This window comes from Novispirillum itersonii (assembly GCF_014205675.1).
Classification (GTDB): Bacteria; Pseudomonadota; Alphaproteobacteria; order Rhodospirillales; family Rhodospirillaceae; genus Novispirillum; species Novispirillum itersonii_A.
In genome coordinates this window covers 82,969-98,790 of the sequence record NZ_JACIIX010000008.1, presented here as the reverse complement: position 1 = coordinate 98,790, position 15,822 = coordinate 82,969, and the positions used below count along the sequence as shown (strand labels likewise).

At 64.7% G+C, this 15,822-nt stretch carries 13 protein-coding genes; 7 read left to right on the top strand and 6 right to left on the bottom strand.

Features of this window, described 5'->3' with window-relative positions:
- Positions 1–130: 130 nt before the first annotated feature.
- The 3 genes from FHS48_RS11680 (at position 131) to FHS48_RS11670 (ending at position 3,580) form a co-directional block, all read left to right on the top strand.
- Positions 131–1,240 (top strand): S-(hydroxymethyl)glutathione dehydrogenase/class III alcohol dehydrogenase, encoded by a 1,110-nt coding sequence (locus tag FHS48_RS11680; RefSeq protein WP_184263831.1) that lies wholly within the window; start codon positions 131–133, stop codon positions 1,238–1,240.
- A 77-nt stretch (positions 1,241–1,317) separates the two neighbouring features.
- On the top strand, positions 1,318–2,163 hold the full coding sequence (fghA, locus tag FHS48_RS11675; RefSeq protein ID WP_311769129.1) for an S-formylglutathione hydrolase: 846 nt from the start codon (positions 1,318–1,320) through the stop codon (positions 2,161–2,163).
- A 76-nt stretch (positions 2,164–2,239) separates the two neighbouring features.
- Positions 2,240–3,580, top strand: coding sequence for a GH1 family beta-glucosidase (locus FHS48_RS11670; protein ID WP_184263734.1), 1,341 nt, complete (start codon positions 2,240–2,242; stop codon positions 3,578–3,580).
- Positions 3,581–3,614: 34 nt separating this feature from the next.
- On the opposite strand, the gene FHS48_RS11665 is transcribed toward FHS48_RS11670, so the two are convergent.
- From FHS48_RS11665 to FHS48_RS11640, 6 genes are all read right to left on the bottom strand, one after another.
- Complete coding sequence (locus FHS48_RS11665) at positions 3,615–4,331, bottom strand: N-acetylmuramoyl-L-alanine amidase (RefSeq protein ID WP_184263733.1); 717 nt, start codon at positions 4,329–4,331, stop codon at positions 3,615–3,617.
- Positions 4,328–5,965: a methyl-accepting chemotaxis protein gene (locus tag FHS48_RS11660; RefSeq protein ID WP_184263732.1), complete on the bottom strand. Its 1,638-nt coding sequence runs from the start codon at positions 5,963–5,965 to the stop codon at positions 4,328–4,330. Before FHS48_RS11660 ends, FHS48_RS11665 begins: the two co-directional genes overlap by 4 nt.
- A 205-nt stretch (positions 5,966–6,170) precedes the next feature.
- Positions 6,171–7,886 (bottom strand): hypothetical protein, encoded by a 1,716-nt coding sequence (locus FHS48_RS11655; protein WP_184263731.1) that lies wholly within the window; start codon positions 7,884–7,886, stop codon positions 6,171–6,173.
- A 103-nt stretch (positions 7,887–7,989) separates the two neighbouring features.
- Positions 7,990–8,463, bottom strand: a complete 474-nt coding sequence (locus FHS48_RS11650; RefSeq protein WP_184263730.1) for a DNA polymerase III subunit chi — start codon at positions 8,461–8,463, stop codon at positions 7,990–7,992.
- 153 nt (positions 8,464–8,616) lie between these two features.
- Positions 8,617–8,937 carry a ribbon-helix-helix domain-containing protein gene (locus FHS48_RS11645; RefSeq protein WP_311769128.1) on the bottom strand — a complete coding sequence of 107 codons (321 nt, stop codon included), beginning with the start codon at positions 8,935–8,937 and terminating at the stop codon, positions 8,617–8,619.
- Positions 8,938–9,195: 258 nt separating this feature from the next.
- Complete coding sequence (locus FHS48_RS11640; RefSeq protein ID WP_184263729.1) at positions 9,196–9,864, bottom strand: alpha/beta fold hydrolase; 669 nt, start codon at positions 9,862–9,864, stop codon at positions 9,196–9,198.
- A 266-nt stretch (positions 9,865–10,130) separates the two neighbouring features.
- On the opposite strand from FHS48_RS11640, the gene FHS48_RS11635 reads away from it, so the two are divergent.
- From FHS48_RS11635 to FHS48_RS11620, 4 genes are all read left to right on the top strand, one after another.
- On the top strand, positions 10,131–11,294 hold the full coding sequence (locus FHS48_RS11635) for an efflux RND transporter periplasmic adaptor subunit (RefSeq protein ID WP_260402447.1): 1,164 nt from the start codon (positions 10,131–10,133) through the stop codon (positions 11,292–11,294).
- A 5-nt stretch (positions 11,295–11,299) separates the two neighbouring features.
- The gene (locus FHS48_RS11630) at positions 11,300–14,401 is read left to right on the top strand and encodes an efflux RND transporter permease subunit (protein ID WP_184263727.1); all 3,102 of its coding nucleotides are present in this window, start codon (positions 11,300–11,302) and stop codon (positions 14,399–14,401) included.
- A gap of 142 nt (positions 14,402–14,543) precedes the next feature.
- Positions 14,544–14,801: an exodeoxyribonuclease VII small subunit gene (locus FHS48_RS11625; protein ID WP_184263726.1), complete on the top strand. Its 258-nt coding sequence runs from the start codon at positions 14,544–14,546 to the stop codon at positions 14,799–14,801.
- A 14-nt stretch (positions 14,802–14,815) separates the two neighbouring features.
- Positions 14,816–15,730: a polyprenyl synthetase family protein gene (locus FHS48_RS11620; RefSeq protein ID WP_184263725.1), complete on the top strand. Its 915-nt coding sequence runs from the start codon at positions 14,816–14,818 to the stop codon at positions 15,728–15,730.
- Positions 15,731–15,822: the final 92 nt, after the last annotated feature.

Genomic DNA, 15,822 nt, shown 5'->3' with positions numbered 1-15,822 from the left:
TCACACGCCGGGCGGGGGCATCCGATTATCCCCTATTTGCAACAATCCTTGCACAAATCACCGGATTATCCAATCCAGTCCCCTTTGTTACTCTGCATGACCTTGTTTTCACCGGAGTCTCCCCGCCATGATCAAATCCCGTGCCGCTGTTGCCTGGGCCGCCGGCAAGCCGCTGGAAATCGAAGAGATCGACGTCGCCCCGCCGCAGCAGGGGGAAGTTCTGGTCCGCATCGTCGCCACCGGGGTCTGCCATACCGATGCATTCACCCTCTCCGGCGATGATCCGGAAGGGATCTTCCCCGCCATTCTCGGCCATGAAGGCGCGGGCGTGGTCGAAGCGGTCGGGCCGGGGGTTACCTCCGTCAGCGTCGGCGACCATGTGATCCCGCTCTACACCCCGGAATGCGGCAAGTGCAAATTCTGCCTGTCCGGCAAGACCAACCTCTGTCAGGCGATCCGCGCCACGCAGGGCAAGGGCCTGATGCCCGATGGCACCACCCGCTTCACCGCCCGGGGCAAGCAGCTGTTCCACTACATGGGCACCTCGACCTTCTCCGAATACACCGTGCTGCCGGAAATCGCGCTGGCGAAGGTCAACAAGGACGCCCCGCTGGAAAAGATCTGTCTGCTCGGCTGTGGTGTCACCACCGGCATGGGCGCGGTGCTGAAGACCGCCAAGGTCGAACCCGGTGCCACCGTCGCCATTTTCGGTCTCGGCGGCATCGGTCTGTCGGCGATCATCGGCGCGGTGATGGCCAAGGCCTCGCGCATCATCGGCATCGACATCAACCCCGACAAGTTCGACATCGCCCGCAAGCTGGGGGCCACCGACTGCGTCAATCCGCGTGATTTCGACCGTCCGATTCAGGAGGTTCTGGTCGATATGACCGACGGCGGCGTCGATTACTCCTTCGAGTGCATCGGCAACGTCAACGTCATGCGGTCGGCGCTGGAATGCTGCCACAAAGGCTGGGGCGAGTCCGTGATCATCGGCGTCGCCGGGGCCGGGCAGGAAATCAGCACCCGCCCGTTCCAGCTTGTCACCGGCCGGGTCTGGCGTGGCTCCGCCTTCGGCGGCGTGCGTGGCCGGTCGGAACTGCCGGGCATCGTCGAGCAGTACATGCGCGGTGATTTCGAGCTGGACACCTTCATCACCCACACCATGGGGCTGGAGGACATCAACACCGCCTTCGACCTGATGCACGAAGGCAAGAGCATCCGCTCGGTGATCCTGTACTGATGACCACAACGCCGCCGCCCTGCCCCCCCCGGGGCGGCGGCGTTGTCCTGTTCTCCTTCTGACGGAGCCCGCCCGGCATGACCGCTGACCTGACCATCGTTTCCACCAACCGCAGCTTCGGCGGCTGGCATAAACGGTATCGCCACACCTCCCGCACCCTTGGCTGCGACATGGTGTTCGCCGTCTTCCTGCCACCACAGGCAGAAACTGGCAGGGTGCCGGTGCTGTACTGGCTGTCCGGCCTGACCTGCACCGACGAAAACTTCATGCAGAAGGCCGGGGCGCAGAAACTGGCGGCGGAACTGGGGATTACCATCGTCTGCCCCGACACCAGCCCGCGCGGCGACCATGTGCCCGCCGACCCGGAAAAGCACTGGGACTTCGGCCATGGGGCCGGATTTTACGTTGATGCCACGCAGGAGCCATGGGCCCGGCATTACCGGATGCACGACTATGTCACCCGCGAACTGCCGGACCTGATTGAGGCCACCTTCCCCGTCACCGACCGCCGGGGGATTTCCGGCCATTCCATGGGCGGCCACGGCGCCATTGTCTGCGCCCTGCGCAATCCCGGGCGCTACGCCTCGGTCTCAGCCTTCGCCCCGATTGCCAGCCCGCTGAGCTGCCCGTGGGGCGAGAAGGCCCTGGGGCACCTGCTGGGGGCCGACCGCTCCGGCTGGAAAGACTGGGACTCCGCCGCGCTGATCCAGTCGGCGACGGAAAAACTGCCGCTGCTGGTCGATCAGGGCGACGCCGACAGCTTCCTGATCACCCAGCTGAAGCCGCATCTGCTGACGCAGGCCGCTGAGGCTGCCGGTTATCCGCTGACCCTGCGGATGCAGCCGGGCTATGACCACAGCTATTACTTCATCGCCTCCTTCATCGACGACCACCTGAAACACCACGCCGCCGCCCTGCGCTGACGGAGCATCTCTTGACGCCGTAACCGCCTCGTTTCACAGTGGTTTCAGACCACAGGAACAGTGTGAAGAGGCAACGATGAGCGGCGCACTCCCCAAAAACGGCTGGCGGGAAAACTTTACCTGGGGGGTCTCCACCTCCGCTTACCAGATCGAAGGGGCCGCGCACGAAGACGGGCGCGGCCCCAGCATCTGGGATATCCGCGCCATCACCAAGGACAAGGTCTACAAAAACGAAAGCGGCGAAACCGCCTGTGACCATTACCACCGCTACCCCGAAGACATCGCCCTGATGAAGGGGCTGGGGGTGGATGCCTACCGCTTTTCGCTGGCGTGGCCGCGCATCCTGCCGACCGGACGGACCTTTGTGAATGAGGCGGGCCTCGACTTTTACGACCGCCTGATTGACAGCCTTCTGGAAGCCGGGATCGAACCATGGGCCTGCCTGTACCACTGGGATCTGCCGCAGGGCCTGCATAATCTTGGGGGCTGGGCGCAGCGCGACTGCGCCGGATGGTTTGCCGATTACGCCACCCTGTGCGCCCGCCGCTACGGCGACCGGGTGAAAAAGTGGATCACCTTCAACGAATTTTCCGTCTTCACCCTGTTCGGCTACGCCATTGACTGGGCCGCCCCAGGCATCACCGACCGCGCCACCCACCTGCGGGCGATCCATCACGTCAACCTTGCCCACGGCAAGGGCGTGGATGTGCTGCGCAGCCATGTGAAGGGTGCGGTGATCGGCGCGGTCCACAACCGTCAGGCCGTGTGGCCGGAAAAGGAGACCGAGGCCGACCGCCGCGCCGCCGCCCTGCTGAACGAACACTGGAACCTTGCCTTCCCCGACCCGCAGATCCTCGGCCACTACCCGCCGCTGATCGCCCGCGACATGGAGCCCTACATTCAGGGTGGCGACATGGCGCAGATCTGCCGCCCGGTCGATTTCTTCGGCCTCAACCACTACGGCCCGATCTTCGCCAAGGAAGACCTCAACAGCACCTGGGGCTTCGGCTGGGGCGACTCCCCGCCGGACTCGCCGGACCATGGCATCGGCTGGCCGGTCTGGCCGGATGCCTTCCGGGATGAACTGCTGGAGCTGCATCGCCGCTATAAACTGCCGGTGGTGGTGACCGAAAACGGCTGCGCCGGGGACGATGCGGTCAATGCCGAGGGCCGGGTCGAAGACCCCCGCCGCATCAAGTATCTGGAGCTTTATACCGCCAAAATGGCCGAGGCACTGGATGCCGGGGTCGATGTGCGCGGCTACTTCGTGTGGTCGCTGCTGGATGCCTTTGAATGGGGCAGCGGCTACGGCCCGCGCTTCGGGCTGGTGCATGTTGACCACACCACCCAGACCCGGACGCCGAAGTCCTCCTATGACTGGTACAAGGCCCTGATTCAGTCCACCAGACCGGCCTGACGGACACAGGCCCCCGGGTTTAAGGGACCGGCCTTCAAGGGGACCGGCAGAAGGCGGTGACGGCCTGCGTCACCGCCCCGGCCACCCGCTGCCGGAATTCCGGCGTGGTGGCCGTCTGTTCTTCGGCCCGGTTGACGATCACCGCCGCCTCCAGCAGCACGGCAGGCATCGGGGCGGAATGCAGCACCACCAGACCATCGTACTGATACAGCCCGCGCCGGGCATCCAGCAGCGGACGGTTTTCCCCGGCAATCGGCTCGGCATGGTGCAGGCTGGGCCGCAGACGCACCGCCATCAGGGCATCGGCCAGCCCGGCGGCAAACCGCTGACTGGCGGCGAAGGCACGGTTGCGGCCGGAAACGAACACCCCGAACCCGGCGAAGCGGTCGGAATAAGCCAACGCTTTTCCGTTCACCTGCCACGGGGTCAGGTACTGCGGCTGCACCGAATCATGATGCACGGACAGGAACAGGTCCGCCCCAAGGGCGGCGGCCTGCTGCGTCCGCTCCGTCAGGCCAATCGGCCCGCCCTCCGGATTGATCAGAACGGCCCTCACCCCCTGTGCGGTCAGGGCGGCAGCTATGGTCTCGGTCAGTGCGCGGTTGAAGAACCACTCCCCGGCCCCACGGGCACTGGTGGCCCCCATCCGGTCGCGGGAATGGCCGGTATCCAGCGCCACCGCACAGGCCTGCGCCGGGCCGGACAGACCGGCCACCAGAACCATCCCGCACCCCCACACCGTTATCCTCATGCTGTCCGCATATCCGCCAGAAAGGTTTCCACATTGCTGCGCAGAGACCGGGCTTCCTGCTCCAGCGCCTCCGTCACCTCGGCCAGTTCCGATGCGCTGCCGGTGGTCCGGCCAGCGGCAGCGGCCACATCGGCAATACTGTCAGACACCGACCGGTTGCCATCCGCCGCACTCTGGACGCTGCGGGCGATTTCCGATGTCGCCGCGCTCTGCTGTTCGGCAGCGGCAGCAATGCCGGAGATCACCGCGTTGACCCGGCGGATCGTTTCCACAACATCCTGAATTGCCGCCCGGCTGTCCAGTGTCGCGGCCTGTACCGCCTGCACCTGCCCGGCAATTTCCGCCGTCGCCCGGGCGGTCTGGGACGCCAGTGTCTTCACTTCATTCGCCACCACGGCGAAGCCCTTTCCGGCCTCTCCGGCCCGCGCCGCCTCGATGGTGGCATTCAGGGCCAGCAGGTTGGTCTGGCTGGCAATGTCGGTGATCATCCCGACCACCTCCCCGATCCGCGCCGCGCTCTCCGCCAGCCCGCTGACCACATGCTCCGCCCGTTCGATCCCGGCCACCGCCTCGGCCGTAATGCGGCTGGAATCACTGACCTGCCGGGTGATTTCCTGCACCGAGGCCCCCAGTTCCTCCGCCGCGCTGGCCACCGCCTGCACATTCTGGGTCGAGGTATCCGCCGCCGTGCTGACCTGCGTGCTCTGGCGCCCGGTCAGGTCAGCAACATCGCGCAGTTCCGTCACCGCCTTTCCGGCGCGGGTGACGCTGTCGGACAGCACCGCCAGCATCCCCGACATCCGGCGGTCAAACTCAGCCGTCAGCACCGTCTGCCGCTGCATACGGGCCAGATCCTGTTCCTGCCGCCGCTGCTTTTCCTCTTCCAGCGCCCGGGCGGCCTGAAGCTGCCGCCGCAGATGCCCGAGGCTGTCGGCCATGCCGCTGATTTCCCGCACCGACAGGGCCCGCTGGCGGCCTTCCGTCAGGTCACCCCCGGCCAGCCGGTCCATCTCCCCTGACAGATCGGCCACATCGGCATGCACCCGGCGGGAAATCCCCCATGCCGCCAGACCGCCGAGCACAATAACGGCCCCGATGGCCGCCACCTCAATCAGCAGGCCAACCAGAAAGTCACGGTTGATGTCATCCAGATAGGCCCCGACGCCGACAGTCCACCGCCACTGCGGCACCTGCGCGACATAGGCCACCTTCGGGACCTCCTGCCCATCGCGCTTGGTCCGGTAGAACACCGTCCCGCCGCCGGCAACACCGGCGGCCACCAGTTTTTTCCGGACCTCGGAGTTCGGCTTGCACTCCCCTTCCCCGGCCGGATCGGCAGGATCAAGGATCATGCAATGGTCATAGTCGATCAGAAAAATGTAGTTGCCGTTATCAAACCGGAAGTTTCGCAGGGTTTCCTTCAGGGCCTGCTGAACCGTTCTGGCGTCCCCGCCGGTGGCAGCCCTGCGGATCATCTCTGCCGTTCCGTCGGCGATGTGGCGGACGCTGGCGACACGGTCGCCGATCATCTGTTCCCGCTTCAGGTACAGACCGAAGGCTGAGGTGGCGACGGTGCCGACCGCCATCACCGCGACCAGAGTGGCAAGGTAAACAGAAAGCTTTTTCTGCTTCATCGGGGTCACCATAGAGGAGGGCACAGCCTGCCCGGGTTGCCATACGCCCACGGGAACCACGCAGGCGAATTTGACCGCCTGCATAGCATCCGCGCGCACGTCCCCCTTGCGACACCTTGATGAATTTTATTGCCGGATCCCACATTCTGCCACCCGGCAGAGTGTGGGATACGGAAAGGAGAATAAACGAAAATTCCAGCGAGGCTTACCCGCGGAATCCGGCCATCGCCAGTTGCTTATGCAGGTCCCGCAGAATCTCATCCGCCTCGGCCTGCGTCTGGCAACCTTCCACATAATGCTGAACAAAATTCGGCTGCCGCAGATGGGCGGCAATGCGCTGCCGGGCCAGTTCCAGCGCCCGTCCTTCCAGCAGAAGACCGGACGAACAGAACTTGATCAGCCGGACCGACCGCTCCCGCAGCCCCAGTTCCGGATCATCCAGACGGTCAATGAAGCCTTCCCGCTCGATGAAAGTCACCAGAACCTCATCCAGCATGCCAACCAGCTGATCACGGACACTGTCGGTCAGGACCGACTCCATCAGCGCCTTCTGAATCTCCGTCACCGCCATCAGGCGGCGGGTCGCCGACAGGTTGCCCGGCACCAGCTTGTTGATGTCCGTCATGGCATCTTTCAGCTGGTGGATCGCCTTGTGCACCACATCGGCGCAGACCACCCCGGTTTCCGTCTCAGAGATCGAGATCATGTAGCGGATCTTCTGGAGCGGATCGCGGATCATATTGATCATCGCCCCGACCGCCAGCTTGCGGCCGGTCACGCCACCTTCCTTGAACTGAAGGCTACAGCGCCCGGTCAGCACCTCGGCCATTTCCGGCCCGCCCCGGAACCCCTTGACCCCGGACAGGCGGGACATCAGCGTGACAAAGGATTCCTGCTCCTTATCCGGATTGACCCGGTTGAGCGGCTGCTTGCTGCTGATCTGGGCCTTGATCCGGTCCAGCAGAACGTTGCTGCCCGACGGCAGGCTGCCATCGGCAATCATCCGCCGCAGCACCTGCGCCACTTCCGGCATATCCTTCGGCGGATAGTCTTCCTCGCGGCCTTCCATCAGGTCAATCAGCCCCATCAGGGCGTTGAACAGCGTCGACCGGCTGCCGATGATTTCCTGAATCACCTGCGCGGACCCAAGGATATCCGCCACAAAACCGTCGATGATCGCCAGATCTTCATGGCTCATGCCCGGAGCAACCGCCGACAGCAAAATCTCCAGCTTGGAAAGCCAGTTGCGGTTGGTGTACAGCTCCCGCGCGATGGCGCAGCGGATCAGATGGTCCCGCTCCTCGCCGCCACCGCTGATCAGGGTGGCCATTTCGGCCAGAGCGCCGTAATCCTTCAGGCTTTCCTTGAACAGACGCTTTTCCTTCTCCGCGCTGCGGGCACGGCGGGCAATCTCGTCCATCCACTTATACAGCTCATCCCGGCGGACCCGGCTGTCAACATTCAGCGCCGGAGCCTGTAGCGAGGCAATCTTGTCAACCGCCGCCGGATAGACCGGCGGGTCATTGTCCATCAGCTTGGCCAGAGCATTATAGTTGTACAGAATCTCTGACGGGCTGAGGGTGACGTTGTCGAAATACTTGCGCAGGATCCGCCACATCGTCAGGCGGGCATCCAGACCATAAAGTTCATCCGGCCCGGCACAGGGCGGGGCCGATTCAATGGCGACGATCGCAACCTGTATGTTGCGCTTACCGTCACAGGTGCGGTCAAAGATCACGGTGCTGGAATAGGTGCCGTCGTGGCGCTCCCGTTCCTTTTCGACCCGCACCGCATCGGCGGCATTGGTCTTCACCAGCTTTTCGGCATGCTGGAGCGCTTCGCTCTCAGTCATGAAAATACGGTCAACGATCCAGCGTTTCTCGCGGGAAACCTTGACCTCGTACGTAAATTTTGGTGCCACGGCAAACCCCAGCTTCTGCCCTCGGGTTAAACAATCAGCCGCAGGACGGCTCAGGCCCCACAGTCGCATCTGATATGTTCACTGCCAATCCACTTTTTTGGTGTTACGACTCATGGGCCATATTTTTCGCCATTTTCTCGATCCAACGGCCACTGTCTTCCTGCTGCCAGTAGCAGAGGGAGTGCCCCAGCCCATCATGCCGTCGCCATCGGCCCCGGGCTGCCTCAACCGCCGGTTCGTCCCGGCCATTGAACAGGTCGAGCGTCCGGGGCAGCGAGTCGGCCAGCGGGCTGTCCATGCCGTCACACAGCACCAGCACGGTTGCCGCATTGGCATTGTCCAGCGGATCATCGGTCAGCCATACCGGCTGCTCGGCGGCACGGCCATCGCGTTTGGTGCCATGCGGCAGCCAGCTGGCCCGGTCCTCCCACAGCATCAGGGCCAGATCCTCCACCCGGTCTTCCGACCCGGCCAGCACCATGGCCCGTTGACCGCTTTTCAGCACCCGGTCAAGCAGACGCGGCAAGGCCTGCTCCAGACGGAACAGGTGCAGATGGTAGAAATCAATGCGGGGCATGGCGGAAAACCCTAGAAACAGGCAGACCGGCGGTGCCCGGAGAGACCCCGGGAACACCCCGCCGTTGCCATGTTTATAGCCCTGCCCCCCTGCCGGGCCAAGCCGGAACACAGACCGCCCGGCTTTACGAGCGGCTTTCCGGCAGCCGGGCTATCAGGCCCGGGCCTGCGCCGCGTTGGCGATACCGGCCCCCCGCGGCACCGGCCCCGCCGCAACCGGCTGCGCCTGCTGACGGAACCATTGCAGAGCATAAACCCGGGCTGCGCTGGACAGGTTTCCCGGATCATCCCCGGCCCGGGCCGAGTCAATTTCCGCGATCAGGGCATTGAGGCTCAGGCCCCGGGCCATGGCGATATCGCGCAAAGCATCCCAGAAACTGTCTTCCAGCGAGATTGATGTCGAATGCCGGGCAATCCGGACGCTGCGCTTGATCACCGCGTTGGACCCGCCCCCCATTTCACTGTGACTGCTCATGTAACCTTCCTACGGGGTAGCCCCCTTCCCATCCTGAGACATCAGCCGGATCTCTTTGCTGTCCCTGCCAAAAACAGCCGGATCCTTTGCATTGTTTGCTATTGCCGTACTGTTTGTAATATTTCCATATTTATAACGTGGATATTATGCCATAGCCCTCAGCATCCGGCGAGGGGCTTTCACCAAAACCAACAGCCAGACAAACGTCGTCGGGCAAATGTCATCAGGCAAATGTCGTCAGATAAAAAACGGTCCGGATCATGTCCCTGAGCTGCCGGTGACAGCCCGGATGAATTCCGCCACCACATCCGCCGCCGCCTGCCAGTTGGCAGCCTCGGTCGTGCCGGAGCTGCGGCGCGGCTTGAAGGAATGATCGCCATCGGGCAGCCAGTGGAGGCGGATCTGCGGCGGCAGGGTCTGCGCCATCACAAAGGCACGGTCGCCCAGCGCATCCCGCTCGCCCTGCACAATCAGCATCGGCAGCGGCTGCGCCATCAGGGCCTTCAGGCGCTTTTCCGCCGCCTCCGGCTTTCCCGCCGGATGGAACGGGTAGCCCAGTGCCACCACCCCCACCGCTCCCGGCGGGTGCTCCGCCGCCAGCAGGGTTGCCATGCGGCCCCCCATCGACTTCCCGGCCAGCACCAGCGGCACCCCGGGGTAAGCGCAGCGCACCTGCTCCAACACCGCCCGCCAACGGTCGAGCAGCACCGGTTCCCGGTCAGGCGGACGCTTCCCCTCCCCCGCCCGCTGCCGCGCCATGTAGGAAAATTCAAACCGCGCCACCCGCAGGCCCTGCGCCGCCAATCCGGCGGCCAACGCCGCCTGGAACGGACTGTCCATCGGTGCCCCGGCACCGTGCGCCAGAATCACCACCGCCGCCGCATCCTCCGGCCCATCCCACAGCAGCTGACTGTCCTGCACGGTCATCGCACTCGTCCCTTGTTCCGCAGACTCCGCACCACCCCCTCGGGCAGCCGGACAAGGAAATAGCGTGGAACACCGCCGTGCGCAAAATTTAACCGCCGTCAACCGTTGCAATCAGCCACGGAACGCGCATCTTGTTGCAAAGTCCGACTCTAATACAGGCGGCCTGACCGGCCTGACGGTCGCGGACCCTGACAGTTGCGGACATGGCGAGAGACCGCACCGGCCGAGATGGCGTCGGTCAGCACAGAACAGCAGAGTGGGTGCAGATGCAGCGTCGCACAATCTTGACCGGTGTGGCCCTTGTGGCCGTGGCAGCCGCCGCCGTGTGGTGGTCTCAGGGGGGATCGGGCGCCAAGGGCACCGCCCCGGAGGCAAAACCGGCCGGTGAAAAGCGCCCGGTTCCGGTGACTCTGGCCCCGGTCACCCGCCAGCCGGTGGACCTGAAGCTGACCACCATCGGCACTGCCCAGCCAGTGGCCACCGTCGCCGTCCGCGCCCGCATCGACAGTGTGATTGATCAGGTGCATTTCACCGAGGGGCAGGAGGTTCAGGCCGGAGACCTGCTGTTCACGCTGGATGACCGCAGCCTGAAGGCCCAGCTGGCGCAGGCCGAGGCCAATCTGGAACGGGACCGCGCCCAGCTGGAGAAAAGCCGCAGCGACGTCACCCGCTATGCCGAGCTGGTCCGCCAGAATGCGGCCCCCCGCCAGCAGTATGATACCGCCATCGCCACCGCCAATGCGCTGGAAGGCACCATCAAAGCCAATCAGGCCGCCATCGAAAGCGCCCGTACCGCCCTTAGCTTCACCAAAATCACCGCCCCGATGACTGCCCGCACCGGCGAGGTGACGGTCAAGCCCGGGGCCTCGGTCCGGTCCGGGGATTCCACGCCACTGGTAACGCTGACCCAGCTTCGCCCGATACAGGTTTCCTTCCGGGTGGCCGAACGCAATCTGCCCGGCCTGCGGCAGGCCATGGCGCAGGGGGCGGTGCGTGTCGCCGCTCAGGTGCCGGGGGATACCGCCACTCCGCCGGAACAGGGCAAGCTGGTGTTCATCGACAGTCAGGTCGAACAGCAGAGCGGCACCGTGCTGGCCAAGGCCGAATTCGCCAACGAAACCACCCGGCTGTGGCCGGGGCAGTTTGTTGATGTCACCGCCATCCTGCGCACCGATGCCGATGCCCTGACCGTGCCGGTGGAAGCCGTACAGGCCAGCCAGAAGGGGCCGTTTGTGTATGTCATCGACGGCGACAGCAAGGCCCGGATGCACCCGGTCACCGTCGCCCGTCTGACCGATGGTCTGGCGGTGCTGAGCGACGGCGTGAAGGAAGGGGACCGCGTGGTGCGCGACGGCGCTTCCCGCCTGATCCCCGGCAGCGCCGTGGTCGAGGCCACCAAAAAGGCCGCCGCCACCGGCAGCGGGAGCTGACCGCCATGAATGTTTCCGAACTCTGTATCCGCCGCCCGGTGATGACCCTGCTGCTGTCGGCGGCGGTGGTGGTGCTGGGGCTGTTTGCCTACAAGAAACTGCCGGTCGCCGCCCTGCCCAGCGTCGACTTTCCGGTGATCAACGTTTCCGCCAGCCTGCCGGGTGCCAGCCCGGAAACCATGGCCGCCTCTGTGGCGACGGTGCTGGAGCGGGAATTCTCCACCATCGCCGGGGTGGAAAGCATCACCTCCTCCTCCAACCTCGGCTCCAGTTCCATCTCCATCCAGTTTGTGCTGGACCGCAACATCGACAGTGCGGCAGCCGATGTGCAGGCGGCGATCAACCGCACCCTGCGCCGCCTGCCGTCGGAAATGACGACGCCCCCCAGCTACCGCAAGGTCAATCCGGCGGATGCCGCCATCGTGCTGCTGGCCCTCAGCTCCGAGACCATGCCGCTGTCGCAGCTGAACGACTTTGCCGAAACCGTGGTGCAGCCACGCATTGCCACTCTGTCCGGGGTGGCGCAGGTGCTGGTCTACGGATCGCAGAAATATGCGGTGCGGGTACAGGTGGAACCCAATGCGCTGGCCCTGCGCGGCATCGGGCTGGATGATGTGCAGAAAGCGCTGGCCTCGGCCAATTCCAACACCCCGGTCGGCAGCCTCAGCGGTGCCCGGCAGCAGATGATCCTGACCTCCAACCCGCAGCTGCCCGATGCTGATGCCTTCCGCAACCTGATCATCGCCTGGCGCGGCAACGCCCCGGTGCGGCTGGGCGATGTCGCCTCGGTCCTCGACAGTGTCGAGAACGCCCGCACCGCCAGCTGGTACAACGGCACCCGCGCCATTGTGCTGGCGGTGCAGCGCCAGCCGGAAGCCAATACGGTGGAAGTGGTGGATCTGGTCCGCCAGCAGTTGCCCGCCTTCCGCGCCCAGTTGCCGCCGTCGGTATCGATTGATCTGATGAACGACCGCTCCACCTCCATCCGTGAAGCGGTGGAGGACGTGGAATTCACCCTGATCCTGACCATCGTGCTGGTGGTGATGGTGATCTTCCTGTTTCTGCGGCGGGCGGCGGCCACCCTGATCCCGACGCTGGCGGTGCCGATCTCGCTGGTGGCGACCGCCGGGGCGATGTATCTGCTCGGCTTCTCGGTCGATAACATCTCGCTGCTGGCGCTGACGCTGTCAGTCGGTCTGGTGGTCGACGATGCCATCGTCATGCTGGAAAACATCGTCCGTTATATTGAGGAAGGGCTGAAACCGTTCGATGCCGCCATCAAGGGGGCGCGGGAAATCGGCTTCACCATCCTGTCCATCACCCTGTCCCTCGTCGCCGTATTCATCCCGATCCTGCTGATGGGCGGGGTGGTCGGCAAAGTGTTCCACGAATTCGCCGTGGTGGTGACCATCGCCATCATGGTATCGGCGGTGGTGTCGCTGACCCTGACGCCGATGCTGTGCTCGCGGTTTCTGACCCGGGAAAAACATGGCGAGCAGGAAGGCCCGCTGGGCCGGGCGCTGGAGGCCGGATTTGATGCCCTGCTGCGCGGCTATAAACGCGGCCTGCTGTGGTCGCTGGACCATATGGCGGTGATGGGGCTGGTGATGATCGCCACCGTTGTCGGCACGGTGCTGCTGTTCCGCGAGGTGCCGAAAGGCTTCTTTCCGACCGAGGATATCGGCCAGCTTTCCGTCTCGGTGGAGGCCGCGCCGGATATTTCCTTCAACGCCATGGTGGAAAAGCAGAAACTGGTGGCCGCCACCATTCAGGCCCATCCGGCGGTGGCGGGCGCGACCTCGGCCATCGGCGGCGGGGCCAGTTCGGTCATCAGTTCCGGCCGTATGTTCGTCACCCTGAAGCCCCGCAGCGAACGCGCCGGGGTCGAAAGCGTGATTCAGGACCTGCGGAAGGAGGTCGGCAAAATCCCCGGGATCGCCGTCTACCTCAACCCGGTGCAGAACCTGCGCATCGGTGCCCGTTCCTCGAAGAACACCTATCAGTACACCCTTCAGGGGCTGGATCTGAACGACCTCTACGACTGGTCGGATAAATTGCAGGACGCCATGCGGCGGATCCCGCAGCTTCAGGACGTCGCATCGGATCTGGAACGCAACAACCCGCAGGTCTACATCGACATCAACCGTGAAAAGGCGGCCAGCCTCGGCGTCAACGTCGATCAGGTGCGTTCCACCCTCTACAGCGCCTTCGGGCAGCGGGAAGCCGCCACCATCTATACCCCGTCCAACGACTATGCGGTGCTGATTGAGCTGGATCCCCGCTATCAGCAGGATGAGTCGGCTCTGTCGCTGGTCTACGTGCGGTCCTCCACCGGGGCGCTGGTGTCGCTGGATTCCTTCGCCGCCGTCCGCCGGACCGTCGGGCCGCTGTCGGTCAACCATCAGGGGCAGATGCCGGCGGTGACGCTGTCGTTCAACCTTGCCCCCGGCGTGTCGCTGGGCGACGCGGTGGACCTGATCCACGAAGCCGAACGGGCGCTGGCGATGCCGGTGACCATCACCACCAACTTTGCCGGAACGGCGCAGGTGTTCCAGCAGACCCTGTCCAATCAGGGGGTGCTGCTGGCCGCCGCCGTTCTGGTGATCTATGTGGTGCTGGGGATCCTGTATGAAAGCTTCATCCACCCGATCACCATTCTCTCCGGGTTGCCGTCAGCCAGTCTGGGGGCGCTGGCAACGCTGATCCTGTTCAAGGAAGAACTGAGCGTCATCGCCATCATCGGCCTGCTGATGCTGATCGGGATCGTCAAGAAAAACGCCATCATGATGATCGATTTTGCGGTGGCCGCCCGGCGGGAACAGAACCTGTCCCCGCGTGAGGCGATTGAGCAGGCCTGTCTGCTGCGCTTCCGCCCGATCATGATGACCACTATGACCGCCCTGATGGGCACCCTGCCGATTGCCATCGCCTTCGGGGCGGCGGCAGAACTGCGCCGCCCGCTGGGGCTGGCGGTGGTCGGCGGGCTGGTGGTGTCGCAGACCCTGACCCTGTTCATCACCCCGGTGCTGTACCTGTACTTTGAACGGCTGAGCCAGTGGCTACAGGGGCTGAACCGGTCATCCGACGCCCCGCAGGCGGCGGAATAACACCGCCGGACCACCGCAGGCAGGGGCTGTTTATCCCCCGCCTGCGGTGTCGGCTTGCCAGCAGGGACCGGCGGACTATATTCTGGCCGCCTTTCCGCCCGTCCGTAACCCGGACCCGTCCTTTCTGGGGAAGCCCGACAGCATGACCGATACCGCCGCCCTGCCCGCCGACATCGCAGCCCTGAGCTTCGAGGACGCCCTGCGCGAACTGGAACAGATCGTGCAGCAGCTGGAACGCGGTCAGGTCCGCCTTGACGAGGCCGTCACCGCCTATGAACGCGGGTCGCACCTGAAGCGCCACTGCGAACGCCGTCTGGCCGAAGCCCGGACCAAGGTGGAAAAGATCATGATCTCCGCCGACGGCACCGCCGCCGGTACCACCCCGTTTGATCCGGTCTGAGAGGGAACCCCGCCATGCCCGGCATGAGTGACGCCCTGAAGGCGGCGCTGCGCGACCGCGCCGACGCCGTTGAAAGCACCCTCGACCTGCTGATCCCCGAGATCACCGACCCGGAAGGCCGGGTGTTCGAGGCGATGCGCTATTCCGTCTTGGGCGGCGGCAAGCGCCTGCGCCCGTTTCTGGTGCTGACCACCGCCGAAATCTTCCGGGTGGCGGAACGCTCCGCCCTGCGGACGGCGGCGGCGGTGGAAATGCTGCACTGCTATTCGCTGATCCATGACGACCTTCCGGCCATGGATAACGATGACCTGCGCCGGGGCCGCCCGACCTGCCACCGCCAGTATGACGAAGCCACCGCCATTCTGGCCGGGGATGCCCTGCTGACCCGGGCGTTCGAGGTGCTGGCCGCCGAGACCACCCACGCCGACCCCTCCGTCCGCTGCCAGCTGGTCAGCGAACTGGCCCGCGCCGCCGGACCGCACGGCATGGTCGGCGGACAGATGTTTGACCTGCTGACCGAACGGCATGGCGACACCCGCGATGCGCTGGATGTCGCCGCCATCACCCGCATGCACCAGATGAAGACCGGGCGGATCATCGGCTTTTCCTGCATGGCCGGGGCGATCCTCGGCAAGGCTCCGCCGCAGCTGCGGCAGGCGTTGCAGGCCTATGCCCATGATCTCGGGCTGGCTTTCCAGATCGTTGATGACCTGCTGGATGTGGAAGGCGACCCCGCCACCATGGGCAAATCGCAGGGCAAGGATGCCGCCTCCGGCAAGGTGACGTTTGTCACCCTGCTGGGGCTGGACCGGGCCCGGGATCACGCCCGCATTCTGGGGGATCAGGCGATTTCCCACCTGAAGGTGTTTGACGGTGAGGCCGACCTGCTGCGCGATGTGGTGCAGTATGTTCTGGACCGGAAATCCTGATCGAAATATGTCTTTCCGGCGGTTGGACTTCGTTCCGGCTGCCGGGATCTGCTATTGTCGGATTCATTCCCCCCTCCGGACCGGCCGGGCCC

Bases quoted from the DNA above. Each gene is read 5' to 3' on its own strand.
- fghA (WP_311769129.1), top strand. From the start codon at position 1,318: ATGACCGCTGACCTGACCATCGTTTCCACCAACCGCAGCTTCGGCGGC.
- FHS48_RS11670 (WP_184263734.1), top strand. From the start codon at position 2,240: ATGAGCGGCGCACTCCCCAAAAACGGCTGGCGGGAAAACTTTACCTGG.
- FHS48_RS11665 (WP_184263733.1), bottom strand. From the start codon at position 4,331: ATGAGGATAACGGTGTGGGGGTGCGGGATGGTTCTGGTGGCCGGTCTG.
- FHS48_RS11660 (WP_184263732.1), bottom strand. From the start codon at position 5,965: ATGAAGCAGAAAAAGCTTTCTGTTTACCTTGCCACTCTGGTCGCGGTG.
- FHS48_RS11650 (WP_184263730.1), bottom strand. From the start codon at position 8,463: ATGCCCCGCATTGATTTCTACCATCTGCACCTGTTCCGTCTGGAGCAG.
- FHS48_RS11645 (WP_311769128.1), bottom strand. From the start codon at position 8,937: ATGAGCAGTCACAGTGAAATGGGGGGCGGGTCCAACGCGGTGATCAAG.
- FHS48_RS11640 (WP_184263729.1), bottom strand. From the start codon at position 9,864: ATGACCGTGCAGGACAGTCAGCTGCTGTGGGATGGGCCGGAGGATGCG.
- FHS48_RS11635 (WP_260402447.1), top strand. From the start codon at position 10,131: ATGCAGCGTCGCACAATCTTGACCGGTGTGGCCCTTGTGGCCGTGGCA.
- FHS48_RS11630 (WP_184263727.1), top strand. From the start codon at position 11,300: ATGAATGTTTCCGAACTCTGTATCCGCCGCCCGGTGATGACCCTGCTG.
- FHS48_RS11625 (WP_184263726.1), top strand. From the start codon at position 14,544: ATGACCGATACCGCCGCCCTGCCCGCCGACATCGCAGCCCTGAGCTTC.
- FHS48_RS11620 (WP_184263725.1), top strand. From the start codon at position 14,816: ATGCCCGGCATGAGTGACGCCCTGAAGGCGGCGCTGCGCGACCGCGCC.